The sequence below is a fragment of the Actinoplanes sp. DH11 genome, from assembly GCF_020873875.1.
Taxonomy (GTDB): domain Bacteria; phylum Actinomycetota; class Actinomycetes; order Mycobacteriales; family Micromonosporaceae; genus Actinoplanes.
On sequence record NZ_JAHWGU010000021.1, the window covers coordinates 25792 to 50725 of the forward strand.

Genomic DNA, 24934 nt, shown 5'->3' on the forward strand with positions numbered 1-24934 from the left:
TCCGTTCTAACTACCGCAGAGACTAGCACTCACGTACGACAGAATGGCAACCTTCCCGGGCGGCTCACGGGCACTTTTTCGTACGGATGATCGACTCGAGCGAGGCTCACCGCAGGAGGGACGCCTCCACCACGGCATTCCCGGCGGCCGTTCGCGCGTACAGCACATTTCGCCCGGCCCGCCGCCGCAGCACCAGCCCCGCCTCCAGCAGCACCTTCAGGTGCCGCCCCACCGACCCCAGGCCGAGTCCGGTGACCGCCACCAGCTGCGTGGTGCTCTTCGGCGGGTCGAGTTCCACGAGCACCCGCGCCCGCCCGGCACCGAGCAGCCGTTCCAGCGCGCCGGCCGCGACCGCGCCGGTGTCGGCGAGCAGCCCCGAGCACCGGTAGACCACCGCGTGCCGCCCGTCCTCCTGCGCCACCCACCCCCGGGTCATGGTCACCGGTACGAGCACGAGCTGCGTCCCCGAGATGTCCCGGGGCGGATGATCGAAGGCGTTGATCTGCAACCGCCCCTCACCGAGCCAGCGCATCCCCTCCCGCATCCGGTCGAGGGCGGCGGCCCATCCGCCGAGGCTGAGCTGCCGGGTACGGGCCAGGATGTCCGCCTCGACGACCCGGCCGCGGCGCGCCCAGTCGGGTTCCACGGTGTGCCGCCACACCCAGGTCAGCAGATCCGCCATCCGCGGTCCCAAGTCAGGCATTCCAGATAGATCCGAAAGCAGGGAGAGGCCAGAAACGCTGCCGCGGGAGGAGTGCCGGCCAGAGGGACGCGGGCCGGAAGGGCAGGGACCGGAGGGGCCGGCAGCGTGCGGCACCGCGGACCCGGAGAACGCCAGCCCGTCCGCGAGATCGGCGAGCACCACAGCCGGCGGCGTTGCCCGGACCGCTGCCACCTCCGCCTCGAACGACGACTCCACCGGCGGCGGCGCGGGGGACGCGAAGTTGGCGATCCACCGGGGCCGGAGCACGGCGTCGACCAGCCGGGCGTCCACCGGGTCGGCGGCGAGCCGCTGCCGGTACGCCGCCGAGTGCGCCCGCAGGAACTCCCGCTCCCCCGGCAGCCGCACGGCGTGTTTGTGCAGCATGATCAGCCCGGCGAGGGTCTCGGCCAGCGGTGACCGGACGAACCGGCTGCCGGCGAGCGTGTCGGCGTCCACGAGCCACCAGCCCATCGCGTCCACCTTTCGCCGGTGCGCGAAACATTAACGCCCGGCACCTGTCACCTCGAAGACTTCCGCCATGCAGACCTACCGTGAGCTTTTCCGGTCGCGCGAGTTCACCGCCCTGTTCACCACGTCGTGCGTCCAGAACGCGGCGCGCACCCTCAGCGGCCTGGCCCTGGCCGCCGGGGTGCACGAGCGCACCGGGTCACCGTTCCTCGCCGCCCTGAGCATGTTCGGCCCGTCGATCGCGCAGCTGGCCGGCGCGACCCTGCTGATGTCGGCCGCCGACCGGTTGCCGCCCCGCGCCACGATCAGTGGGCTGGCTCTGATCCATGCCGGTCTCGTGGCGGTTCTGGCAGTGCCCGGCGTGCCGGTCTGGGCGATCTTCGTGGTGCTGCTCGGCATGGGTCTGACCGGTTCGGTGGGTAACGGCGCCCGGATCGGGCTGCTCACCGAGATCGTGCCGCGGCAGGCGTACCTGCTGGGCCGCTCGGCACTGAACATCTCCACCGGCACCATGCAGATCGTCGGTTTCGCGACGGGTGGCCTGCTGGTGGCGGTGCTCTCGCCGGGCCGGGCCCTGCTGGCAGGCGCGGCCCTGCACCTGCTGGCGGCCGCGGTGGCGCGGCTCGGTCTGAGCCGGCGCGTGCCGCGCGCGGCGGGACGGCCCTCGGTGGGTGAGACGTGGCGGGTCAACCGTCGCTTGTGGGCGATCCCGGGCGTACGGCCGATCTATCTCGGACTCTGGATCCCGAACGGCCTGATCGTCGGCTGCGAGGCGTTGTTCGTCCCCTACTCCCCGGCGGGCGCCGGCGCGCTGCTGGCGGCGTCGGCGGTGGGCATGCTGGCCGGGGACGTGCTCGCCGGGCGTTACCTGCCGCCGTCGTGGCGTGTCCGGCTGGCACCCTTCATGCGGCTGCTGCTGGGCGTACCGTATCTGCTCTTCGCCCTCATCCCGCCGGTGCCGATCGCGGCGCTCGCGGTCGCGGTCGCCTCGGTCGGCTACTGCTCGACGCTGCTGCTCCAGGAACGCCTGGTGGCGCTCGCCCCGGCCGACGTGCAGGGGCAAGCGTTCGGCCTGCACACCTCCGGCATGCTGACCATGCAGGCGGTGTGCGCGGCGCTGGCCGGCGCGGTCGCCGAGTTCACCTCACCGGCCACCGGCATCGTGACGATGGCGTGCGCGTCGATCGCCGTCACCCTCGCCCTGGCACCGGCCCTGCGCAAAGAGCAGCACGACCCGGACCGGAGCGGGCAACGTGGCCGGAAAACGCCGATCCCGCGCGGCGAGCGCGAAACCGGAAGCCCCGCGGAAACCGTGCGACCATGACGGGCGGCGACAAGGAGGCCGAGAATGGGACGGACGATCGTGGTGACCGGCGGCAGCTCGGGTGTCGGGCTGGCGGCCGCGAAGCAGTTCGCGAGCATGGGCGACGACGTCGTCCTGGTGGGCCGCAACCCGGAGCGGCTGGCCGACGCGGTCGCCCAGGTGCGTGACGCCGGCGGCGGGCGCGAGCCGGGCCGGTTCCGCGCCGACTTCGAGTCGTTCGACGAGGTCCGGGCGCTCGCCGAGCATCTGCTGTCCACGCTGCCCACCATCGACGTGCTGGCGAACAACGCGGGCGGGATGGTGGAGCGTTACCTGCGGACGGCGGACGGGTTCGAGGCCACGGTCCAGGGCAACCACCTCGCGCCGTTCCTGCTGACCACCCTGCTGCGGGAGCGGCTGCGCGGCGGCCGGGTGGTCAACACCGCGTCCCGCGCGCACATGCAGGGCAAGCCGGACCCGGAGCGGCTGGCCGGTGATCCGGGTGGCTACAGCTCCTGGCGGGCGTACGGGGCCAGCAAGACCGCGAACATCCTCTTCGCGGCCGAGGCGGCCCGCCGCTGGCCGGACATCACGAGCGTGTCGTTCCACCCGGGTGTGGTGCGGTCCAACTTCGGCGTGGGCCGGGTGACCCGGTTCTTCTACAAGTACGCGCCCGGCCTGGTCACCCCGGAGAAGGCCGGTGACCTGCTGGTCTGGCTCGCCACCGCGCCGAAGGCCGAGCTGGTGCAGGGCGGCTACTACGTGGGCCGTAACCCGGCCACACCGGCGCCGCACGCCCGCGACGAGGCACTTGCCGCCGCGCTGTGGGAGAGAAGCGCCGAGGCGACGAAGTAAGAGGAGAGGACGAATGCAGAACCACCCCAACGTGACAGCGGTCCGGGACGCGCTGGAGAGCGCCGGCGCTCCCGCCGAGATCGTCATCCTGGACTCCGCCGTGCACACCGCGGCGCTGGCCGCCGCCGCCCTGGAGATCGAGGTCGGCCAGATCGCCAACTCGCTGATCTTCGACGCGGACGGTGAGCCGCTGCTGGTGCTCACCTCGGGCGCGCACCGGGTCGACACCGCGAAGGTGGCCGCCCTGGTGGGTGTCGCCAAGCTGCGCCGGGCCACGCCGGAGTTCGTCCGGGAGCACACCGGCCAGGCGATCGGCGGGGTCGCCCCGGTGGGCCACCCGAAACCGGTCCGGACCCTGGTCGACGTCGCCCTCGAGCAGTACCCGGTGGTCTGGGCGGCGGCCGGCGTGCCGCAGTCGGTGTTCCCGATCACCTACCCGGAGCTGGTCCGGGTCACCTCCGGCACACCGGTCCAGGTGAATTAGCGGGTAACGTGGCGCGGTGACCGACGATCTGGTCCGCCTGCACGTCTGGCGGATCCCCCGCCGCGCCGTCGGCTCCGCCATGCTGCGCATGGCTTTCGCACGCCGCGATCTGCCCGGTGTCCGGTTCGCCAAATTCTTGGGTACGGGCACCGGCCGCACCTTCGGCCCCGGCGACACCGACCTGACCCGCTGGGCCGCCGTCTCCGTCAGTGACCGCCCGGTCCGGTTCCCGGCCTGGGACGGGATCGCCGTCGCGCGGGCCCACGTCGACCTGGAGCCGCTGGTCAGCCGCGGCCGGTGGTCCGGCACGGAGCCGTTCCGGCCGACCGGGCGCAAAGCCGGCGGGCCGATCCTGGCGATCACCCGGGCCCGGCTGCGACCGGCCCGGGCCGTTCGGTTCTGGACGGCGGTCCCGCCGGTGGTGAGCGAGCTGGCCGCCGCGCCCGGCCTGCTGGCCCGCTTCGGCATCGGTGAGGCGCCGATCGGCTGGCAGGGCACGGTGAGCGTGTGGCGCAGCGCCACGGACCTCACCGCGTTCGCGTACCGTCAGCCGCAGCACCGCGCCGTGATCGCCCGTACCCCGGCCGACCGCTGGTACGCCGAGGAGCTCTTCGCCCGTTTCGCGGTGCTCGACGTCAGTGGCGACCGGTCCGTCATGGGATGGGAGCGTACCGAGGCATGAGGCTCGTTGCTTGGCAGCCGGACGACCTGCTGCGCCGGCTCGACGACGTGGTCACGGTCTACGGGGAGGCGATGGGTTACCGGCCGGAGCTGCTGCAGACCCGGCGCGGCTACATCGGCTCGCACGTGCGCCGGCCCGGTTTCCGCGCGGTCGCCACGCTCACCCCGGAGGGCCGGCTGGCCGGTTTCGGCTACGGCTACACCTCCACCGCCGGTCAGTGGTGGCACGACCAGGTCCGGTCCGCGCTCGCCGAACCGGACCGGCAGCACTGGCTGCCGAGCTGTTTCGAGGTCGTCGAGCTGCACGTCCGCCCGGCCGCGCAGGGGCACGGGATCGGCGCCCGCCAGCTGCGCGCCCTGCTCGCGATGTCCGACGCCCGGACCGTCCTGCTGTCCACACCGGAGGCCGACGAGCAGGCGTCCCGGGCGTGGCGGCTCTACCGGCGGTTCGGGTTCACCGACGTGCTGCGCAACTTCTGGTTCCCCGGTGACGAGCGGGCCTTCGCCATCCTGGGCCGGGAGTTGCCGCTGCCCGAGCACGCGCGGACCGGGGAGCCGAGCTGAAGAAGAACCTGCCCTGGTGGCTCCTGGGTGTCCTGGTCCTCGCGCAGATCTGTTACCCGCTGACGTCGGGCGGCGTCCGGGCCGGCCTCACCGTGGCGACGGTGCTGATCGGGGTGGCGCTGTCGGTGACGCACGCGCTGCTCTCCCGGGGGCCGCGGGCGATGGCCGCGCTGATCGGCACGGCGATGGTGGGCGGGTTCGCGGTGGAGGCGGTCGGAGTCGCGACGGGTTTCCCGTTCGGGACGTACGACTACTCCGGTGAACTCGGGCCGAAAGTTCTGGGCGTACCCCTGATCATCCCGCTGGCCTGGACCTGGATGGCCTGGCCGGCGTGGCTCGCGGCGGTCCGGGTGACCGGCGGCCGGGTGCGGCGGATCCTGCTGGCCGGTGCCGGTCTGTCCACGTGGGACCTGTTCCTGGACCCGCAGATGGTCGCCGAGGGTTACTGGCGCTGGCACGACCCGGTGCCGGCGCTGCCCGGGGTGCCCGGCATCCCGATCGGCAACTACCTGGGCTGGCTGGGTTTCGCACTGCTGCTGATGACGGCGATGTCGATCGCGACGAGAGCCACCACGCCGGCGGCCGGTGACGCACCGATGTACGCACTGTGGTTCTGGACGTACGCCTCCTCGGTCCTCGCCCACGCCGTCTTCCTCGGCCTGCCCGCGTCGGCGGTGTGGGGTGGCGTGCTGATGGGCGCGGCGGTCCTCCCGCTGGCGGTGACGCTGCGCCGGTCGGCCCGGACGGGCCGGCCGCACCCGGCCGGGACGCCGGCGTGATCGGCTGGTTGCTGGTCGTCCCGCTGGTCCTGCTCACCGCGCACACCGCGGTCAACGCGCTGCTGCTGCGCCGACCGCGCCGGGCCGCCGGCACCGCCGAACGGGTGGCGGTGCTGCTGCCGTTGCGGGACGAGGCCGGCCGGGTCACCCCCTGCCTGGAGTCGTTGCTGGCCCAGCGCGGGGTGCCGGACCTGACCGTGCACGTGCTCGACGACGGTTCCACGGACGGCACCGCGGACGTGGTGCGCGCGGTCGCCGGTGACCGGGTCCGGCTGCACATCGGCACTCCGCCGCCGCCCGGCTGGCTCGGCAAACCCAGTGCCTGCCGGCGGCTGGCCGAGGAGGCGGGCGACGCGGACGTGCTGGTCTTCGTGGACGCCGACGTGGTGCTGGAGCCGGACGCGATCGCTGGTGCGACGGATCTGCTGCGCCGGACCGGGGTGACGCTGCTGTCGCCGTACCCCCGCATCGCCGGTGCGGGCCGCCTGGTCCAGCCGCTGCTCCAGTGGTCGTGGCTGACTTTTTTGCCGCTGCGGGCGATGGAACGGTCGCCGCGTCCGTCGCTCGCCGCCGCCGGTGGGCAGTGGCTGGTCGTGGACCGGGCCGGGTACCACCGGGCCGGTGGGCACGCCGCCGTCCGCGACGACATCCTCGAGGACATCGGACTGGCGCGCGCGGTGAAACGCTCCGGCGGGCGGATCGCCCTGGCCGACGGGTCCCGGCTGGCCACCTGCCGGATGTACGAGTCGTGGTCCGAACTCGCCGACGGGTACGGCAAGTCGCTCTGGGCGTCGTTCGGCTCCGCGCCGGGTGCGGCCGCCGTCGTGGGCGTGCTGCTCCTGCTGTACGCGGCCCCGCCGCTCCTGCTGTTCGCCCTGGGCCCGTGGGCGGTGGCCGGATATCTGCTCGGCGTGACCGGCCGCATGATCAGCGCAGCCGCGACCGGCGTCCGGGTCCTCCCCGACGCGTTGCTGCACCCGGTCTCGGTCGTGCTCTTCGCCGGGCTGGTGGCCCGTTCGTTCCGCCTGCGGCGCCGCGGCGCCCTCACCTGGCGGGGCCGTCCGGTCTGACGGTGACGTTCACGGCGTACCCGGAAGGCGAACCGCCCGGCGAGAGCGGATCATGGTGGGGTGAGCGACATCGTGGTGATCGGGGCCGGGGTCGGCGGCCTTGCCGCCGCCGCGCGCCTGGCGGACGCGGGACACCGCGTGGTGGTGCACGAGCGCGCGGCGACCGTGGGCGGGAAACTGGCCGTGCACGAACGGGACGGTTACCGGTTCGACACCGGGCCGAGCCTGCTCACGCTGCCGCAGGTCTTCGACGACCTGGACCTGGATCTGCGGCCGGAACCGCTGGACCCGGTGGTGCGGCACGTCTTCCCGGACCGGACGGTGCTCGACTCGTCAAGTGTGCACAGTGTGTTCCTGGAGCGGATCGGCGCCGCGCTGGGCCCGGATGCGGCGGCCGACTGGGACCGGTTCTGGCGCCGGGCCGCGCGGATCTGGCGCGCCTCCTGGGATGCGGTGCTGCGCCGCCCGGTGACCGCGGCGTCGCTGGCCCGGCTCTCCTGGCGGGTCGGTGATCTCGCGGCGATCGCGCCGGGCCGGTCGTTGCGGTCGCTGGGCCGCACTTATCTGCGGGACCGGCGGCTGCGGATGCTGCTGGACCGCTACGCGACCTACACCGGCACCGATCCGCGGCGCGCGCCCGCGGCACTCGCCGCGATCCCCTACGCCGAGCTCACCCACGGCGGGTGGTACCTGCCGGGCGGGCTGGGCACGCTCGCCGGCGCGCTGCACGCCAGGTGCACCGATGCGGGGGTACGGGTGGAGCTGCGCTCCGGCGTCGCGGCCATCGAGGCGGACCGTGCGGTACGCGGTGTCCGCCTGGAGTCCGGCGAGTTCGTCCCCGCCGACGTCGTGGTGTCCAACGTGGATGCCGGTGTGCTCTACCGTGACCTGCTGCCGTCACCGGGCCGGCTGACCGGGCTCGCCGATCGCAGCCTCGGCGGGTTCGTGCTGCTGCTCGGGGTGCGCGGCGAGACACCGCAGCTGGCGCATCACACCGTGTTCTTCCCGCAGAACTACGACGCCGAGTTCGACGCGATCTTCGGTTCGGCGTCCCGGCGCGCCCGGCCGGTGGACGACCCGGCCGTCTTCGTCACCCGGGCCACCGACCCGGCCGTCCGGCCACCCGACTGCGAGGCCTGGTTCGTGCTGGTCAACGCCCCCCGGCACGGGACCGCATGGTCCGCTGTGGACTGGCGGCGTCCGGGGCTGGCCGACGCCTACGGACGGCACATCCTGGACGTGCTGGCCCGCCGCGGCCTGGACGTGCGGGACCGCCTGGAGTTCACCGAGGTCCGCACGCCCGCCGACCTCGCCGACGCGACGAGCTCACCGGGCGGCTCGATCTACGGCACCGCGGGCGGCCTGCTGCGGCCGTCGAACCGCGGGCCGGTGGACGGGTTGTTCCTGGTGGGCGGGTCGGCCCACCCGGGCGGCGGCCTGCCCATGGTCACCCTGTCCGCCCAGATCGTCGCCGACCGGATCGGCCCGGCCTGACCTCACCCCCGCCGGCAGGGCGGCCGCCTTGAGCAGCAGCTCATGAAGGGTCCCCCGCTCGTCGGCAGCCGAGATGTTGATCTGCTGGCGCTACGAAATCGCTGTGATCATGGACCTGAAACCGCGATTTCGCACCGCTAGCAGATCAACACCCGCGACGTACGTCGCTCTGCTCGACGCCCTCGACCTGCGGGACGTCACGGTGGTCGGCAACTCGATCGGCGGCTGGATCACCGCCGAGCCGCGCCTTCGCCACAGCGATCCCCCGGTGCGCGGTTCACGATGCTTCCCGGAGCCAGTCACCTGCCGCAGATCGAGACCCCCGACGCGCTCATCAGAACCGTCCGGGACTTCGCCGACGCGCACGCCCATCGGCGTAGACGCGCACGCCACCCGCACGCCCGCACGCCCGTCGGCGTAAACGCGCACGCCACCCCCGCCCGCACGCCCATTGGCGTAGACCCGCACGCCCGCACACCACCCGCACGCCCGCACGCCCCTCGGCGTAGACCCGCACGCCACCCGCACGCCCGCACGCCCATCGGCGTAGACCCGGGCCTCCGCTCAGGAGCGCTCGTGGGCCGCCAGAAACGCCTGCGCCATCGCCGACGCCAGGTCGGCCGGGTTCCGGGCCGGGATCGCCTTGCCGCCGGTGGCCTCGGCCATCGTGGTCAGCGCGCCCAAGTTGGCGTCCGGGCCGTAGCCGACCGCGATGATCGGCAGCGGTCTCGCCGGGTCCTGCGCGGCGGCCAGCCGCTGGGCGAACGCGTCGGCCGACATCGCGAACTTCGTGCCGCCGTCGGCGCCGTCGGTGAGCACCACCACGACCGTCGCCGTGCCCGGTTTGACCTCGGCGCGCATCGTCTCCACACCGTCGAGCACCGCCTGGTAGAGCGGGGTCCCGGCGCTGCGCTCCGGCTTGTAGGCACCGATCTGCGCGCGCAGCGCCTCGCGCCGGGTCCGCCCGTCGACGTTGCCGTTTATCGCCCCGTAGGGCACCACCTCGGTGTGCGCCGGCCCGTCGGCCGCGGCGGTCCCGAAATACCACATCCCGATGGTGGTGTCGTCGCCGAACAGCTCGGCGGCGCTCACCCCGGACTCGCGCAGCAACGACGCCTTGGTGCTCGCCCGGCCGGACCGGTCGGTGATCGCCTCGTTCATCGAGCCGGACGAGTCGATCAGCAGCAGGACCTGGAAGGCCAGGTCCCGGTATTGCGCCCACTGCTGGACCGGGGCCAGCAGCTTGCGCGCCGACTGCGGCATCCGGAGCACGCCGGCGGTCGGTTCGGCGCGGAAGCCGGCCGCGACCACAGCCTCCTCGCTGATCGCCTCGCGCAGCTCGGCGGCGAGGTCCTTGTCGGCGCCCTTGCCGATCGCGAACGGGTAGTCGGCCTCGACCCGGCCGTCCGCCGGCGGGAAGCCGGCGAGCCGCACCGGATGATCGGCCTCCTGGTACGCCGTGAGCTGCTGCTCCAGCACCGGGAAGATGCCGATGTCGTAGACGGCGGTGGTCGCGTCGGTCTGTTTCGTCATCCGGGTGAGCAGCTCGACCGGGTCGGCGGTGGCCTCCTCGAGCCGGCTGCGCAGGGTCAGCGCACGCAGCTGGGCGATCCCGGTGTCCTCAGTGGTCCGGGCCGTGGCCGCGTGCACCCCGTGCACACTGAGCAGACCGGCGGTGGTGCGCAGCGGGTCGGGCATGCTGATGGTCGGGAACTTGCTCTCGGTCGCGCCCTGGATCAGCCCGGTCCACGAGGTCCGGTCGTCCTTCGCGTAGAGGCTGGCGATCCCCTCCGGCGCGGCGACCAGCACCGGTGAGTAGGCGATCGGCTTGCCGGAGGTCGCGTATCCGGCGCCGGCGTCCTTCGCGACGGTCAGCCAGGCGCTGCTGGACGGGATCCAGACGCCGGGCCGCTGCTGGCCCACGGCGAGCGCGGTGACCCCGGGCTCCTCGGCGCGCACCGCGATCGGCGCGCAGCGCTGCCCGGTCGGGTTGAGCGTGGCGGCCGCCTCGCGGACCAGCGGCTCGATCTCCGGCGCGGCGACGACGCTCAGCTCCGGGTCGGGGCAGGGCGCGACGCTCGGGGCGGCCGCCGAGGGCACCGGGGCGAGGCTGGGCTGCGCGTCCGGCGGCTGGGAGCCGTTGCTCATCAGCTGCCAGGTGAGCCCACCGGCGGCGGCCAGCACGGCCAGCACCAGGACTGCCGCGAGGAACGCGCGTCGTGGACGATGTGGAGGGTCGCTCCACTCACCATGGCCGGCCGGGAGCTCCCTTGGCCACTCGTTGTCGGACATGCCACCTTACCCGTCGCCAAGATCAATAACCGCGAAGATCGATAACCGTCGTGATGGTCGGTGCCTGGCGGATACTAGTCCGGGATTCACGTTCCGCCACGCCCGCGGTCGGATCTCGGCACATTCTGGATACGATCTTGAAAAGCCGTCGGATTGACGGGCGTGGATCGCAATCGCTGATCATGAGTCCGCGACAGCGATGACGATCAGCTCGCCGTCGCCGCTCGACCCGACCGGCTCCCGGCCCCACCCGCCGTAGACGCGGTCCACCCGGAAACCCGCCGCGTCCAGCGACTGCCGCAGCTCCGCCTCGGTGCGGAACCGCAGCCTGGCAGGCCCGGTCAGGGTCTCGCCACCGGGGAGGAGACAGTGCTCGGTCAGCTCGACGACACCGCCGGACACCGCGGTCACCTCGACCCACGCCTCGACCACCGTGCCGTCGCCGAGCACGATGTCCCGCCGGGATTCCACCGGATTCCACCGCTCCCAGATCCCGGCCGCCGGATCCCGGCTGTCGAAGATCAATCGCCCCTCGGCAACGAGCGCCCGCCGCACCGCACGCAGCAGTTCCGCCCATTCCTGATCTCCGACGGAGAACTGCGCGACGTGCCCGGTCAGGAACGCGGCGTCGAACGCGCCGGCCGGCACCGACCCGGCCGCGCCCTCGACCCACTCGACCAGGTCCGCTCCAGGTTTGCGGCGGGCGGCCTCCAGGGCCGGGCCGGCCGGCCCGACGCCGGTGACGGCATGACCGGCCGCGGCCATCGCGATCGCGAGCCGGCCGGTGCCGCAGCCGAGGTCGAGCACGCGCGGCGCGGTGTGCTCGGCGAGGACGGCCATGAAGAAGTCGTCGTCCCAGCCCCAGGGACATTCGGCGTCGTAGACCTCGACCAGCCGGGGATGCCGGATCTCGCCATGCCACACACCCCGGATGCTAAACGGATGGTGGCGACCTGACTACCCGATGTGGACGGTGCCGGGCATTGCCCGTACACCTGAGGGAAGCCGGCCCGACGCGATGTGCCCGAGCAACACATCCCGCAGCGCGGCTGCCGCGTGGGGCAGCACCGCGCCCCGGCGCTGCGCCAGCGCGATCGTCCGGCGCATGCCGGGGGGAGCCAGCGGCGTCGCGCGCAGCAGCGGCCGGTTGGCCAGCACCATGCTCGGCACCAGCGCCACACCGAGGCCGGCCTCGACGAAGGCCAGCACCGCGTCCATCTCGCCGCCCTCGACCGCGAGCTTCGGGGTGAACCCGGCCCGTTCGCAGGCGTGCAGCGTCACGTCGCGGATGTCGTAACCCTTGCGGAACATCACCATCGGGGTGTGCCGCAACTCGACGAGGTCCAGCTGGCGGGCCACGGTGGGCGGCGGCTCACTGGCCATCGAGGCGACCACCAGACTCTCCCGCAGCAGGTCGGTGGTCTCCAGCGCCGGGTCCAGCGGGTGTTCCGGCTGCACTATCAGGGCCAGGTCCAGCGCGTGCGCGAGCAGGTTGGCGATCAGGTCCTGCGAGCTGCCCTCGCTCACGTGCAGCTCGATGTCCGGGTGCTCACCCCGGTAGGACCGGAGCACCCCCGGCACCAGCGAGGAGCAGAGGCTCGGGGTGGCGCCCAGGCGCACCTCACCGCGGCGCAGGCCGACGATGTCGCGAACCGCGTCGAGGGCCGCGTCGGCGTCGGCGATCATGCGTTGCGCCAGCGGCAGCAGGGTCTCGCCGGCCACGGTGAGGGCGATCGCGCCCCGGATCCGCTCGAACAGTGGCGCGCCGAGCGACGACTCCAGGGTGTGAATCTGCTTACTCAACGTAGGCTGCGACACGCCCAGAATATCGGCGGCATGCGTGAAATGCCTGGTCTCTGCCACTGCCACGAAGTACCTGAGTTGTTGCAGCTGCACGTTAATAGCCTACCGCTATGACCAGTCGGCCCATCATGCATTAGACGAATGACTCGGGACTTTCTACCGTCCAGGTTGTGGCGGTAGACACTCCAATTCCGAAGACGACCAACGCGGCGGGTGCGACGGCACGCCCCAAGCCGCGCAAGTCGGTGCGACCCTCGTCGGTCACCCTTAAATTGATCATGGCGGTCAGTGGTATCGCCCTGGTCCTGTTCCTCTTCGCGCACGCGGCCGGCAACATGAAGATCTTCGTCGGCAACGAGGACTTCGACCACTACGCGCACTGGCTGCGGACCCTCGGCACGCCCCTGCTGCCGGACGTCTGGTTCCTCTGGATCATGCGGATCGGCCTGCTGGTGGCGATCGTCGCGCACATCTACGCCGCGACGCAGCTGACCATCCGGGCGAAGAAGGCCCGGCCGGTCAAGTACGCGCACCGGCCCAAGGTCCAGGGCAGTTACGCCGCCCGCACGATGCGCTGGGGCGGCGTGATCGTCCTGCTCTTCATCATCTACCACATCCTCGACCTGACCACCGGTCACCTGAACCCGGTGGGCGACTCGACGCGCCCGCACGCCAACGTGATCGCGGACTTCGCGCCGGACCGCTGGTACGTGACGCTCTTCTACGTCGTCTCGGTGATCGCGGTCGGCCTGCACCTGCGGCACGGCATCTGGAGTGCGGTACGCACCCTGGGCCAGCAGAGCAAGCAGAACGAGTTCCGGGCGCAGGTCACCTCGCTCGTCCTCGCCGTGGTGCTGGTCGCGATGTACCTCTCGGTGCCGCTCGCGGTGACGTTCGGATGGGTGAAGTGAACATGACTGATTTCTGGGCCGAGGGCGAGCCGATCGTCGACAAGGCGGCGCCGGACGGACCGATCGAGACCCGCTGGGAGCGGCGCAAGTTCGCCGCCAAGCTGGTCAACCCGGCGAACCGCCGGAAGCTGACCGTGATCGTGGTGGGCACCGGCCTGGCCGGCGGCTCCGCGGCGGCGACGCTTGCCGAACAGGGTTACCGCGTCAAGACGTACTGCTACCAGGACAGCCCGCGCCGCGCGCACTCGATCGCCGCGCAGGGTGGCATCAACGCCGCGAAGAACTACCGCAACGACGGCGACTCCGTCTACCGGCTGTTCTACGACACGGTCAAGGGCGGCGACTTCCGCGCCCGCGAGTCGAACGTCTACCGCCTGGCCCAGGAGTCGGTGAACATCATCGACCAGGCCGTGGCGCAGGGCGTCCCGTTCGCCCGGGAGTACGGCGGCCTGCTCGACAACCGCTCGTTCGGCGGCACCCAGGTGTCCCGGACGTTCTACGCCCGCGGCCAGACGGGCCAGCAGCTGCTGCTCGGCGCGTACCAGGCCCTGGAGCGGCAGATCGGCCTCGGCAACGTCGAGATGAACGCCCGGCACGAGATGCTCGATGTGATCATCGTCGACGGCAAGGCCCGCGGCATCGTCGTCCGCGACATGGTCACCGGCGAGATCACCACCGAGTTCGCCGACGCCGTGGTGCTCGCCTCCGGCGGCTACGGCAACGTGTTCTTCCTGTCGACGAACGCCAAGGGCTGCAACGTCACGGCGGCGTGGCGGGCGCATCGCAAGGGCGCGCTCTTCGCGAACCCCTGCTACACGCAGATCCACCCGACCTGCATCCCGGAGTCCGGCTCGCACCAGTCGAAGCTGACCCTGATGTCGGAGTCGCTGCGCAACGACGGCCGGGTCTGGGTGCCGAAGGCGCAGAAGGACACCCGCAAGGCCGCCGACATCCCCGAGGACGAGCGCGACTACTACCTGGAGCGCATCTACCCGTCGTTCGGCAACCTGGTGCCCCGGGACATCGCGTCGCGGGCCGCCAAGAACGTCTGCGACCAGGGCCGCGGTGTCGGCCCCGGTGGCCTCGGCGTCTACCTGGACTTCGCCGACGCGATCCAGCGGCTGGGGCGCAAGGCGGTCGAGGCGAAATACGGCAACCTCTTCGAGATGTACGAGCGGATCACGGGCGAGGACCCGTACGAGACGCCGATGCGCATCTACCCCGCCGTGCACTACACGATGGGTGGCCTCTGGGTCGACTACGACCTCCAGTCCACCATCCCCGGCCTGTTCGTGATCGGTGAGGCGAACTTCTCCGACCACGGCGCGAACCGCCTCGGCGCGTCCGCGCTGATGCAGGGCCTCGCGGACGGCTACTTCGTGCTCCCCAACACGATCAACAACTACCTCGCCTCCGGACCGTTCCCGGCGGTCACCGAGACCGAGCCCGCGGTCGTCGAGGCTCGCCGGCAGGTCGAGGACCAGATCCAGAAGTTCCTCTCCAACGACGGCGACCGGACCGTCGACTCCTTCCACCGCGAACTCGGCCACATCATGTGGGAGTACTGCGGCATGGAGCGCACTGAGGAGGGCCTGACCAAGGCGATCGGCCTGATCCGGGCGCTCAAGGAGGAGTTCTGGGCCCGGGTGAAGGTGCCCGGCAAGGGCGAGGAGCTCAACCAGAACCTGGAGAAGGCCGGCCGGGTCGCCGACTTCATCGAGCTCGGTGAGCTGATGTGCATCGACGCGCTGCACCGCCGGGAGTCCTGCGGCGGTCACTTCCGGGCCGAGAGCCAGACCCCGGACGGTGAGGCGCTGCGCCACGACGACGAGTTCAGCTACGCCGCGGCGTGGGAGTACTTCGGCGCCGACGGCAAGCCGGTCCTGCACAAGGAAGACCTCAACTTCGAGTACGTCCACCCGAGCACGCGGAGTTACAAGTAATGAACATCAAGGTACGGGTGTGGCGTCAGTCCGGTCCGCAGGACAAGGGCCGGATGGTCACGTACGACGTCAAGGACATCTCCCCGGACGCCTCGTTCCTCGAAATGATCGACGTCCTCAACGAGACGCTGATCCTCTCCGGCGAGGACCCGATCGCGTTCGACCACGACTGCCGTGAGGGCATCTGCGGCATGTGCAGCATGGTCGTCAACGGCGTGGCGCACGGCCCGGAGAAGGCCACCACCGTCTGCCAGCTGCACATGCGCAAGTTCAACGACGGCGACACGATCGACGTCGAGCCGTGGCGCGCCGCCGCCTTCCCGGTGATCAAGGACCTGGTCGTCGACCGGAGCGCCTTCGACAAGATCATTCAGGCCGGTGGCTACATCAGCGCCCCGACCGGCACCGCGCCCGACGCGCACGCCACGCCGGTTCCCAAGCGGGACGCCGACGCGGCCTTCGAGGCGGCCACCTGCATCGCCTGCGGCGCCTGCGTCGCGGCCTGCCCGAACGGCTCGTCGATGCTGTACACCGCCGCGAAGATCACCCACCTCGGCCTGCTCCCGCAGGGCCAGCCCGAGCGCGACACCCGGGTGGTCGACATGCTGCAGGCACAGGACGACGCCGGTTTCGGTGGCTGCACCAACATGGGCGAGTGCGCGGAGGTCTGCCCCAAGGGCATCCCGCTCAGCCTGATCGGGCGCCTGAACAGCGACTACCGCAAGGCACTGACCCGGCACTGAGCAGGCTCTGACCGAACTGCCGGTGGCAGGGCACAACGGCGTGCCCTGCCACTCGGTCTCCGTCTCAGCCGGCCAGGGCCGGTCTCCGTCTCAGCCAGGCAGGGCCGGTCCCGCGTCGCGCCCGCCCCCAGCAGCTGACACCCGCGACCAGCACCGCGCCGCCGCCACCCACAGCCAACATCGCCCAGGCCCCACCGCCGACACCCGGGCGCCGTACCCCGATCGCCGTCCAGCCGATGCCGCCCGCGCATCAACACGCGCCCCCGGTTCCGGCCGCGGTGGCGCCGCATGTCGTCCCTGGCGAGATGTTGATCTGCTAGCGCTACGAAATCGCTGTGATCAAGGGGTCAAAACCGCGATCTCGCACCGCTAGCAGATCAACACCGCCGCGCGGACCCAACGCGGGCCGGCCGCGACTACTTGTCCAGGGACCGCGACCGAACCGGGTGGCAAGCAACCACCACGCCGCACTCCTCTGCCTCGCCCGCAGCCGCATCGACATCCCGAGCGCCACGTTCCGCACCCGTCACGTCGCGACCACTAGTGCAAACCGGCGGAAAGCTCGCGCTGCCTGCTTGACAAGGCCATAGGGACACCCCGGCGCGGCACCCGGCAGAGTCGGTCGGCACCCCCGTCGGCGCGCGCCGTCAACGGGCACGCCGTCAACGGGCACGCCGTCAACGGGCACGCCGCCAACGGGCACGCCGCCAACGGGCACGCCGCCAACGGGCACGCCGCCAACGGGCACGCCGCCAACGGGCACGCCGCCAACGGGCACGCCGTCAGCGTCCTCGCGGGCGCCGGACCGGGCCGGGTCCCGCCGCAGCACCGGGGTTGGCCAGCGCCGTGAGCACTTCGACGAACGCCTCCAGCCGAGTCTCGTCGAAGCCGGCGAGGGCCTCCTCGTGCACCCGGTCCACGATCATCTGCCCCGCCGCCGCGGCCTGACGACCCTTTCGGTCACCGCGATGATCCGGGCCCGGCGGTCGGTGGCTGCCGGGTGGCGAGGCCGCGCCGCTCGAGTTCGTCGACGGTGGCGACCATCGTGGTTTTGTCCAGGAACGCCAGGGCCGCGAGCTGGATCTGGGTGTGTTCCCGGTCGAGGGCATGCACCAGCACGCACTGCGTACGCGGCGTCAGCCCGACCTCGGCCAGCGCTCCGGCGAGCCGGTTGGCGAGGGCGTGCCCGGCCGCGTTGAGCAGGCCGCTGACGTCTCTACCGGGCATGACACCAGGCATGACACCAGGCATGACACCAGGCATGACACCGGGCATGACACCGGGCATGACGCGGGTTCCGACCGGGCATGACCCCACTGTAGGACGGCCGGCGGGTCCCCGTGTCACCCGCCGGCCGAGTCGATCAGGAGAACGACGCCCAGGTCGGCGCCAGTGGCGTCACCAGCAGCGGCATCCGCGCTTCGGCGGGCGTCCGGTTCCCCTTGCGGTTGTTGCACCTCCCACAGGCCGCGACCGTGTTGGCCCACTCGTTGCGGCCGCCGCGGGAGCGCGGCAGCACGTGATCGATCGTGGACGCCGCGCGGGCGCAGTAGGCACACGTCCGGCCGTCCCGCGCGAGCACGCCGGCCCGGGACCAGGCCGGGCCCCGGCCGCGGCGCCACCGCGTGACGACGTAGCTGACGAGCCGGACCACGGTGGGCACCGGGTAGACACCTATGCGGTCGTCCGGCTGCGCCTCGTGCACCACCGCCACTTGGCGGAACAGCATCCGGATCGCATGCCGGAGGCTGACCCGGTGCAGCGGTCCGTAATCCGCGTTCAGCACCAGCACCACACTCATGAAAAGTCACCCCCAGCAGGTAAAACGACGAGCAGCTGAGGAGAAAAATAATGTCCGGCATCGACGGGCGACAACCGATTAAAACAGTCAGCGAAGGGCGCGGCGGACCACGAAAATCAATTGCCCGAAACCGATGGCCTGCATCACGAGCCACGCGGCGGCGGCGACCGTGAACACCGGCCAGGGCAGCAGCGCCCCGGCGATGAGGGCGGTGAAGGCGATCGACACCCGGGTCGGCCGCTCCCCCACGGTCACCGCCCCGATCTCGGGCATGCCACCGGCGGCGGCCCGGGCCCGTACATATTCATGAAGCCAGCTCGCCGCGCCCGCGGTGACCACCAGCCAGCCCGGTGCCCCGCCCACCCAGAAGGCGGTCAGCCAGCCCAGCTCGCCCACCCGGTCGGCCACCGAGTCGTAGATGTAGCCGGCCCGGCTGATCCGCCCGGTCACCACCGCCACCGCGCCGTCGAGCGCGTCGGCGACGGCCGCGAGCAGCACCAGCAGCGCGCCCAGCGCCAGACCGGGCCGACCGGCCAGCGCCGCGAGCGGCACGGCCAGGCAGAGGAGCACCCCGGCGGCGGTCACCGTGAACGGGGTGACGCCCTTACGGCCCAGGAAGGAGCCGATGCGGTACGCGCCACGCACCCACCCACGGACCACGGGGGCGGCCTGCCGCGGGTCGAAGCCGCCGTGCAGCTTGGACCAGGCGGTGACGTACTCGTCCCAGGTCACCTCAGGCGGCAGCCGCGACCTCGGTGGGCGCCAGCCGCTGCCACACCTCCCGGGTGGCCGTGGACCGGTTGAGGGTGATGAAGTGGATGCCGGGCACACCTTCGTCGAGCAGCCGGGCGCACATCTCGACGCACGTCTCGATGCCCAGCTCGCGCACCGCGGCCTCGTCACCGGCGATCCGCTCGAAGCGGCGCAGCAGCGCCGGCGGGAACGGCGCGCCGGACAGCTGCTGGGACTTCTCGATCGTCGCCATCCGGGTCACCGGCATGAGACCGGGCACGATCGGTGTGTCGCAGCCGGCCGCCGCGACCCGGTCGCGCAGGCGCAGGTAGTCGTCGGCCTCGAAGAACATCTGGGTGATCGCGAAGTCGGCACCGGCCCGGCACTTGCGGACGAAGTTGCGGGTGTCGGCCTCGACGTCGGCGGAACGGGGGTGCTTGAACGGGAAGGCGGCCACGCCGACGTTGAAGTCGCCGGCCTCGCGGATCAACCGGACCAGGTCCTCGGCGTAGAGCACGCCGTCGGGGTGCCGCACCCACTCGCCCATCGGGTCGCCGGGCGGGTCGCCGCGGACCGCGAGCACGTTGCGGATGCCCGCGCCGGCCAGCCGGCCGATCACGTTGCGCAACTCGGCGACGGAGTGGTTGACCGCGGTGAGGTGGGCCATCGGCAGCAGCGTCGTCTCGGTGGCGACCCGCTCGGTGACGGCCACCGTGGTGTCCCGGGTGGTGCCGCCGGCGCCGTAGGTGATGGAGACGAAGCTGGGCCGCAACGACTCCAGCTCCCGGATCGCCTGCCAGAGCAGCCGCTCGCCCTCGGGTGTCTTGGGCGGGAAGAACTCGAACGAGAACGTCGGCGCCGCCTCGCGGATCAGCGCGCCGACCGACGGCGTTCCGGGCAGCCGGGAAGGAAGTCCGAGAGACACATCCGTACTCTACCGGCCGCCGGCTCCCGCCGGACGTGCCCGCGCCACCGCTCCGCGGAGGCGATAGCGTCGTGGTCGTGACGACTTCACCACTGGACCCCGCCGGCCTGCGTCAACGGGTCGACAAGGCCCTCGCCGGTTTCCTCGCCACACAGCGGGCCCGGCTGCTGGAGATCGACCCGGCGCTCGACGAGGTGGCCGGGACGGTGTCCGCCTTCGTGCTCGGCGGCGGCAAGCGGCTGCGCCCCGCCTTCGCGTACTGGGGGTTCCGCGGTGCCGGCGGCGTCGACTCGGACGAGGTGGTCGCGGCGGTGAGCGCGCTGGAGCTGGTGCAGGCGAGCGCGCTGATCCACGACGATCTGATGGACCGCTCGGACACCCGGCGCGGCGAGCCGTCGGTGCACCGGCGGTTCGAGGCGCTGCACGTCCGGTCCGGCTGGCGGGCCGGCGCGGCCGGGTTCGGTGACTCGGCGGCGGTGCTCCTCGGCGATCTGGCCCTGGTCTGGTCGGACGAGCTGCTGCACGGGTCGGGGCTGCCACTGACCGACCTGGCCCGGGCCCGCGCCGTCTTCGACCGGATGCGCACCGAGGTGACCGTCGGGCAGTACCTGGACGTGCTCACCCAGGCCACCGGCGACACCTCGCTGGAGCGGGCCGGCAAGGTGGCCCGGTTCAAGTCCGCGAAGTACACCGTCGAACGCCCGCTGCTGTTCGGCGCGGCTCTGGCCGGCGGCGGTCCCGAGGTCCACGCGGCGTACACCGCCTTCGGCCTGCCGCTCGGTGAGGCCTTCCAGCTGCGTGACGACGTGCTCGGCGTCTTCGGCGACCCGGAGGTCACCGGCAAACCGGCCGGTGACGACCTGCGCGAGGGCAAGCGGACCTATCTGGTGGCGGCCGCGTTCGCCGCGCTGGCGGAGGGCAGCCGGGCCGAGCTGGACGCCGGCCTCGGCGACCCGGGCCTGGACGACGCCGGGGTTCGGCGGCTGCGCGAGATCATCCGAGGTTCGGGCGCGCTCGCCGCGACCGAGAGCCGGATCGACACGCTCACCGGCGAGGCGCTGGACGCGCTGAAGCAGGCCCCGATCGAGGACGAGGCCCGCAGCGTGCTGTACGCCCTGGCCGAGGCCGCCACCCGCCGTTCCGTCTGACCGCCGGGCGGCGGCCGCTAGAAGCCGACCGCCTGCGCGCGGCGCTTGACCTCGCGCGCCAGATCGCCGCCGAGGGCCAGTGCCGCGCTGCCCCCGAGTTCCGCATCGGGCTCGTAGAGCCACCGAAGGGCCTCTTCGTCGTTGTACCCGGCGTCGTGCAGCAAGTTCAGGACGCCGGGCAGGTGCTTGAGAACAGTGGCGTTCGCCACCAGCTCGGCCGGCACCAGCCGGACGCCGTCCCGCCGGACGGCGAGCAGGGCTCCTTCTCGGATCATCTGGTGCACCTTGCTGATCGACAGGCCGAGCTTCTCGGCCAGGTCCGGCAGGGTGATCCATCCGGCCGGGCCGGCGGTTACGGGTTCGCTCACTCGTACAGCGTGCCAGACCAGATCGGAGAACTGTTGATGAGCCTGTGGCACAGGATTCGCGGCGAGGTGGCGGGAGCGTGGCGTTCGGTCGGCTACGACCTGGGCCGGCGGCCCGGCACGCCGCCGGGGAGCGGTGATCCCCGGCAGACGGGCGGCGCGGCGACCGGCGACCGGGACGTCACCTCGACGGGTCTGCACACCTTCCCGGGCTCGCTCGTCGACCTGCCCGCGGCGGCGCCCCGGACCGACGCCCGGCCCCCTAGGCGATTTGTCGCGGTTACGGCGTTCTGTGTGCTCGCCCTGTCCGGTGCCGGTGGGTCGTACCTCGTCGCCACCACCATCTTCAGCGTGCCGCGCGGCGTGGTCCCCCAGGCGCCGCCGCAAGCGGCGGTCGAGCGCCCGATCCCGGTGGATGGCACCGCTGGTGGCGAGGCGGGCATGGGTACGGTCCCGCCGAAGCCCACCCGGTCCCGGACCCGCCCGGCCGACCCCACCGGCCCGGCCGGTCCCAGCGCCGGCACCGCGGCACCCGGCACCCGGACGTCCACCGTTCCGCCGGTGAGAGCCGCCTCCGGCGAACCGCCGGTACCGGCCACCGAGCGCCGGCCCCGGCCGCGGACGGTGGCACCGGAGAAGACCCGGCAGGCGAACCCGACGCCGTGCGACTGCCGTACCCCGCCGGTGCCGACGCCGACCGGACCCGCACCGGCGCCGGCGATCTCGGTCTCCCCCTCGGCCGGCCAGCCGTCCGGGACCCCGGGTGACACCGGCCGGCCGCAGCCGTCCGGCTCGGCCTCACCGGCGCCGCAGGGCAGCGCGAGCGGCGACAGCACCGGCCACCGTCACCGCCGCGCACACCGGAGTTAGCCGGACAAATCATGTCTTGGCTGCTGGCGGCGGACGAGCGGGAGCAAGTTGTGGCAGGTCATGGCGAGTTCAGGTACCCGTTTGGACTCAGCTGTGACATCCTGGTCCACCCTCACGGGAAAGACACATACACTTCACGCCGATGGACACCACAGTCGCCGATACGTTGATCGGCACAACGATTGACGGGCGCTACCGGATTACCGGTCGCGTCGCCCGCGGTGGCATGGCGACCGTCTACCGGGCCACCGACGAACGTCTCGGGCGCGACGTCGCCTTGAAGATCATCCACCCGTCGCAGGCCACGAACGTCCACTTCGTCGACAGGTTCACCGACGAGGCCAAGACGATCGCCCGCCTCTCCCACCCCAATGTCGTCGCGGTCTACGACCAGGGCCGCCATCAGGGTCTCCCCTACCTGGTGATGGAGTTCGTGCAGGGGCGCACCCTGCGCGACCTGCTCAGCCAGCGCGTCAAGCTGACCCCGGTCGAGGCGCTCGCGATCCTCGAGCAGATGCTCGCCGCGATCGCCGCCGCCCACCGCGCCGGCCTGGTGCACCGTGACGTCAAGCCGGAGAACGTGCTCGTCGCCGAGGCACCCAGCGGCGGCACCGCCGACCTGGTCGACGCCGTGGTCAAGGTCGCCGACTTCGGTCTGGCCCGGGCCATCGAGGCAAGCACGGTGGACGATTCGGGCCAGCTGATGGCCACCGTGGCGTACGTCGCACCGGAGCTCGTGCAGACCGGTCAGGCCGACGCCCGCACCGACGTCTACTCGGCCGGCATCGTGCTCTTCGAGATGCTCACCGGCCGGGTGCCGTTCGACGGTGCCGAGCCGGTCGAGGTGGCCTGGCAGCACGTGGACAACGACGTGCCCGCCCCGTCCACCGTCACGCCGGGCCTGCCGGTCGCTCTCGACAAGCTCGTCGCCCGGGCCACCCGGCGCGATCCGGGCGCCCGGCCCACCGACGCCGGCGCCCTGCTGAACGAGGTGCAGGCGGTCCGTGACGGTCTCGGCGCGGCGAACGTGGAGACCGCGCTGCTGCGTCAGGTGCCGCCCCGCCCCGGCATGTCGGACGCCACCACGATCGTCCCGGCCGTGCCGGCCCGGCCCGCCGACGCGACAGCCGTGGTGCCGCCGGTGCCCGCCGGGTCGTACCATCAGGCCTCGCACCGCCCCGCCTGGGCCCGCCTGCCGGAGCAGGCAGGTGCGCGCACCGCGCCGCACCGCCGCTCCGCCGAGCCTTCCGGCGGCTTCTTCGCCGACCGCCGCCGCGTCGTGCTGGGCGCGCTCATCGCGGTGATGGCCCTGGTCATCATCGGCAGCACCTGGTGGGTCACCGCCGGTCGCTACGACGAGGCGCCCACCCTGCTCAACATGCCGCAGGCCGACGCGATCGCGCACGCCGAGTCCAAGGGCTTCAAGACCGTCATCGGCGACGGCAAGTACGACGACCGCGTCCCGAAGGACTCGGTCGTCGCGCAGAGCCCGGCCGCCCAGGAGAAGATGATCAAGGGTGAGACGATCACCCTGAGCCTCTCCCTCGGCCCCGAGGTGTACCCGGTGCCCGACCTGGTCGGCGTCGAGCTGGCCGCCGCCAAGGGCGAGCTGGAGAGCCTCGGCGTCAAGGTCAAGGAAGGCCGGGCGCAGTACAGCGACACCGCGCCCGAGGGCGTCGTGCTCTCCACCGCCCCCAAGGCCGGTGAGCAGGTGAAACCGGGCGACACCGTCACCCTGGTGCTGAGCCGTGGCCAGGCCCCGATCACCATCCCCGACCTGACCGGCAAGAACATCAACGAGGCGAGCACCATCCTGGCGCAGGAGGGCCTGACCGGCGCCGAGCGTTACAAGGAGAGCGACCAGCCGGCCGACACGGTCATCGGCCAGTCGCCGAAACCGGGCACCGGCGTGGAGAAGGGCGCCGAGGTCACCCTCGACGTCAGCAAGGGCCCGCCGCTGGTCACCGTGCCGGACCTGACCGGCCAGCCCTGCCAGCAGGCCCAGGCGACCCTCCAGCAGCTGGGTCTCCAGGTGCAGATCAACCTCGACCCCAACGGTACGGTCCGCGGCCAGAACCCCGGTGGCAACACCCAGGTCCAGCCGCAGAGTCTGGTGCAGCTCCAGTGCTTCTTCTAGATCGACGGATCGGTTCGCACACCAAGACGTCGGGCGGGCTCGCGAAAGCGGCTCTGCCCTACGTCGACGCCGCGGGTTCGGAGACGTTGCAGGTCTACGTCTCCAACTCGCGGGGCTGGGCCCTGCCGCCCGGCGACCCGAAACAGGACACGCTGTTCCGTGACGGGTGCGGCGAACGCGGCGTCCCGGCGTACATCCATGCCTCCCTGCTGGTGAACCTGGGCTCGCCCACCACGCTGACCGTGGAACGCTCGGTGGCGACGCTGGAACACGCGCTGCTGCGCGGCAAGGCGATCGGCGCGACGGCCGTGGTCTACCACGCCGGCAGCTCGGTCGACGAGGCGCACACCGAGAAGGCCATGCACCAGCTGCACGAGTCGCTGCTGCCGCTGCTCGACCGGGCGGCGGCCGAGGGGCTGCCGAGGCTGCTCGTCGAGCCGAGCGCCGGCGGCGGGCGCAGCCTGGCATCGAAGGTGCAGGACCTGGAGGCCTACCTGGCGGCGGTCGAGCAGCACCCGTGGCTGGGTGTCTGCTTCGACACCTGCCACGCGTGGGCGGCCGGGCACGACCTGGCCACCCCGGGCGGCATGACGGAGACGCTCGACGCCCTGGTCGCCGCGACCGGCCCGGGCCGGCTGCAACTGATCCACGCGAACGACTCGAAGGACGCCTGCGGCTCCACCCGGGACCGGCACGAGACGATCGGCAAGGGCACCATCGGCGCGGCACCGTTCGCCGAGCTCTTCAGCCACCCGGCCACCGCCGGCGTCCCCGTCATCGTGGAGACCCCGACCGTGGAGCACGAGGGCCACGCCGCCGACATCGCCCTGCTCAAGTCCCTGCGCGACACCCCGGCGGCGTAG

The 24934-nt window shown here is 72.2% G+C and carries 25 protein-coding genes; 15 read left to right on the forward strand and 10 right to left on the reverse strand.

Features of this window, described 5'->3' with window-relative positions; all coding sequences use genetic code 11:
* Nucleotides 1-106 precede the first annotated feature (106 nt).
* Entirely contained in the window at nucleotides 107-1174 is a 1068-nt protein-coding gene (locus LPA41_RS27285) for a helix-turn-helix domain-containing protein (RefSeq protein ID WP_229073754.1), read from the reverse strand.
* A 67-nt stretch (nucleotides 1175-1241) separates the two neighbouring features.
* Here LPA41_RS27285 and LPA41_RS27290 point away from each other — a divergent pair, with 67 nt between their 5' ends.
* The 8 genes from LPA41_RS27290 to LPA41_RS27325 all read left to right on the forward strand — a co-directional run bounded on the left by LPA41_RS27290 (nucleotide 1242) and on the right by LPA41_RS27325 (nucleotide 8401).
* Nucleotides 1242-2495 (forward strand): MFS transporter, encoded by a 1254-nt coding sequence (locus tag LPA41_RS27290; protein WP_229073755.1) that lies wholly within the window; start codon nucleotides 1242-1244, stop codon nucleotides 2493-2495.
* 24 nt (nucleotides 2496-2519) lie between these two features.
* Entirely contained in the window at nucleotides 2520-3329 is an 810-nt protein-coding gene (locus tag LPA41_RS27295; RefSeq protein WP_229073756.1) for an SDR family NAD(P)-dependent oxidoreductase, read from the forward strand.
* Between the two features lie 13 nt (nucleotides 3330-3342).
* Nucleotides 3343-3813: a YbaK/EbsC family protein gene (locus LPA41_RS27300; RefSeq protein ID WP_229073757.1), complete on the forward strand. Its 471-nt coding sequence runs from the start codon at nucleotides 3343-3345 to the stop codon at nucleotides 3811-3813.
* Nucleotides 3814-3892: 79 nt separating this feature from the next.
* A complete protein-coding gene (locus tag LPA41_RS27305; RefSeq protein WP_229073878.1) occupies nucleotides 3893-4495 on the forward strand; it encodes a monooxygenase in 603 nt (200 codons plus the stop codon).
* Nucleotides 4492-5058, forward strand: coding sequence for an N-acetyltransferase (locus tag LPA41_RS27310; protein ID WP_229073758.1), 567 nt, complete (start codon nucleotides 4492-4494; stop codon nucleotides 5056-5058). The genes LPA41_RS27305 and LPA41_RS27310 overlap by 4 nt, the downstream gene beginning before the upstream one ends.
* Nucleotides 5055-5837, forward strand: coding sequence for a carotenoid biosynthesis protein (locus tag LPA41_RS27315; protein WP_229073879.1), 783 nt, complete (start codon nucleotides 5055-5057; stop codon nucleotides 5835-5837). The genes LPA41_RS27310 and LPA41_RS27315 overlap by 4 nt, the downstream gene beginning before the upstream one ends.
* Nucleotides 5834-6907 (forward strand): glycosyltransferase family 2 protein, encoded by a 1074-nt coding sequence (locus tag LPA41_RS27320; protein WP_229073759.1) that lies wholly within the window; start codon nucleotides 5834-5836, stop codon nucleotides 6905-6907. The genes LPA41_RS27315 and LPA41_RS27320 overlap by 4 nt, the downstream gene beginning before the upstream one ends.
* 60 nt (nucleotides 6908-6967) lie before the next feature.
* Nucleotides 6968-8401: an NAD(P)/FAD-dependent oxidoreductase gene (locus tag LPA41_RS27325; protein ID WP_229073760.1), complete on the forward strand. Its 1434-nt coding sequence runs from the start codon at nucleotides 6968-6970 to the stop codon at nucleotides 8399-8401.
* A gap of 564 nt (nucleotides 8402-8965) precedes the next feature.
* Here LPA41_RS27325 and LPA41_RS27330 read toward each other — a convergent pair.
* The 3 genes from LPA41_RS27330 to LPA41_RS27340 all read right to left on the reverse strand — a co-directional run bounded on the left by LPA41_RS27330 (nucleotide 8966) and on the right by LPA41_RS27340 (nucleotide 12595).
* Nucleotides 8966-10693 carry a substrate-binding domain-containing protein gene (locus tag LPA41_RS27330; protein WP_229073761.1) on the reverse strand — a complete coding sequence of 576 codons (1728 nt, stop codon included), beginning with the start codon at nucleotides 10691-10693 and terminating at the stop codon, nucleotides 8966-8968.
* Between the two features lie 180 nt (nucleotides 10694-10873).
* Nucleotides 10874-11617 (reverse strand): methyltransferase domain-containing protein, encoded by a 744-nt coding sequence (locus LPA41_RS27335; protein ID WP_229073762.1) that lies wholly within the window; start codon nucleotides 11615-11617, stop codon nucleotides 10874-10876.
* A 33-nt stretch (nucleotides 11618-11650) separates the two neighbouring features.
* The gene (locus tag LPA41_RS27340; protein ID WP_229073880.1) at nucleotides 11651-12595 is read right to left on the reverse strand and encodes a LysR family transcriptional regulator; all 945 of its coding nucleotides are present in this window, start codon (nucleotides 12593-12595) and stop codon (nucleotides 11651-11653) included.
* A gap of 146 nt (nucleotides 12596-12741) precedes the next feature.
* Between LPA41_RS27340 and LPA41_RS27345 the strand changes: the two genes are divergently transcribed.
* The 3 genes from LPA41_RS27345 to LPA41_RS27355 are packed head-to-tail and all read left to right on the forward strand — an operon-like array spanning nucleotide 12742 to nucleotide 16093.
* Nucleotides 12742-13407 carry a succinate dehydrogenase cytochrome b subunit gene (locus LPA41_RS27345; RefSeq protein WP_308036623.1) on the forward strand — a complete coding sequence of 222 codons (666 nt, stop codon included), beginning with the start codon at nucleotides 12742-12744 and terminating at the stop codon, nucleotides 13405-13407.
* A 2-nt stretch (nucleotides 13408-13409) separates the two neighbouring features.
* A complete protein-coding gene (locus LPA41_RS27350) occupies nucleotides 13410-15350 on the forward strand; it encodes a fumarate reductase/succinate dehydrogenase flavoprotein subunit (protein WP_229073763.1) in 1941 nt (646 codons plus the stop codon).
* Entirely contained in the window at nucleotides 15350-16093 is a 744-nt protein-coding gene (locus tag LPA41_RS27355) for a succinate dehydrogenase/fumarate reductase iron-sulfur subunit (RefSeq protein WP_229073764.1), read from the forward strand. Before LPA41_RS27350 ends, LPA41_RS27355 begins: the two co-directional genes overlap by 1 nt.
* A gap of 782 nt (nucleotides 16094-16875) precedes the next feature.
* On the opposite strand, the gene LPA41_RS27360 is transcribed toward LPA41_RS27355, so the two are convergent.
* The 5 genes from LPA41_RS27360 to metF all read right to left on the reverse strand — a co-directional run bounded on the left by LPA41_RS27360 (nucleotide 16876) and on the right by metF (nucleotide 19551).
* The gene (locus tag LPA41_RS27360) at nucleotides 16876-17019 is read right to left on the reverse strand and encodes a hypothetical protein (protein ID WP_229073765.1); all 144 of its coding nucleotides are present in this window, start codon (nucleotides 17017-17019) and stop codon (nucleotides 16876-16878) included.
* A 34-nt stretch (nucleotides 17020-17053) separates the two neighbouring features.
* Complete coding sequence (locus LPA41_RS27365) at nucleotides 17054-17320, reverse strand: MarR family transcriptional regulator (RefSeq protein WP_229073766.1); 267 nt, start codon at nucleotides 17318-17320, stop codon at nucleotides 17054-17056.
* A 136-nt stretch (nucleotides 17321-17456) separates the two neighbouring features.
* Nucleotides 17457-17894: an HNH endonuclease gene (locus LPA41_RS27370; RefSeq protein WP_229073767.1), complete on the reverse strand. Its 438-nt coding sequence runs from the start codon at nucleotides 17892-17894 to the stop codon at nucleotides 17457-17459.
* An 87-nt stretch (nucleotides 17895-17981) separates the two neighbouring features.
* Nucleotides 17982-18626, reverse strand: a complete 645-nt coding sequence (locus LPA41_RS27375; RefSeq protein WP_374238216.1) for a CDP-alcohol phosphatidyltransferase family protein — start codon at nucleotides 18624-18626, stop codon at nucleotides 17982-17984.
* 1 nt (nucleotide 18627) lies between these two features.
* Nucleotides 18628-19551, reverse strand: coding sequence for a methylenetetrahydrofolate reductase [NAD(P)H] (gene metF / locus LPA41_RS27380; protein WP_229073768.1), 924 nt, complete (start codon nucleotides 19549-19551; stop codon nucleotides 18628-18630).
* Between the two features lie 92 nt (nucleotides 19552-19643).
* Between metF and LPA41_RS27385 the strand changes: the two genes are divergently transcribed.
* Entirely contained in the window at nucleotides 19644-20699 is a 1056-nt protein-coding gene (locus LPA41_RS27385) for a polyprenyl synthetase family protein (RefSeq protein WP_229073883.1), read from the forward strand.
* Nucleotides 20700-20716: 17 nt separating this feature from the next.
* On the opposite strand, the gene LPA41_RS27390 is transcribed toward LPA41_RS27385, so the two are convergent.
* Entirely contained in the window at nucleotides 20717-21067 is a 351-nt protein-coding gene (locus LPA41_RS27390; RefSeq protein WP_229073769.1) for an Rv2175c family DNA-binding protein, read from the reverse strand.
* Nucleotides 21068-21103: 36 nt separating this feature from the next.
* Between LPA41_RS27390 and LPA41_RS27395 the strand changes: the two genes are divergently transcribed.
* The 3 genes from LPA41_RS27395 (at nucleotide 21104) to LPA41_RS27405 (ending at nucleotide 24934) form a co-directional block, all read left to right on the forward strand.
* Nucleotides 21104-21934 (forward strand): hypothetical protein, encoded by an 831-nt coding sequence (locus LPA41_RS27395; protein WP_229073770.1) that lies wholly within the window; start codon nucleotides 21104-21106, stop codon nucleotides 21932-21934.
* A 142-nt stretch (nucleotides 21935-22076) separates the two neighbouring features.
* Nucleotides 22077-24071 carry a Stk1 family PASTA domain-containing Ser/Thr kinase gene (gene pknB, locus LPA41_RS27400; RefSeq protein ID WP_229073771.1) on the forward strand — a complete coding sequence of 665 codons (1995 nt, stop codon included), beginning with the start codon at nucleotides 22077-22079 and terminating at the stop codon, nucleotides 24069-24071.
* Nucleotides 24059-24934 carry a deoxyribonuclease IV gene (locus LPA41_RS27405; RefSeq protein WP_229073772.1) on the forward strand — a complete coding sequence of 292 codons (876 nt, stop codon included), beginning with the start codon at nucleotides 24059-24061 and terminating at the stop codon, nucleotides 24932-24934. Before pknB ends, LPA41_RS27405 begins: the two co-directional genes overlap by 13 nt.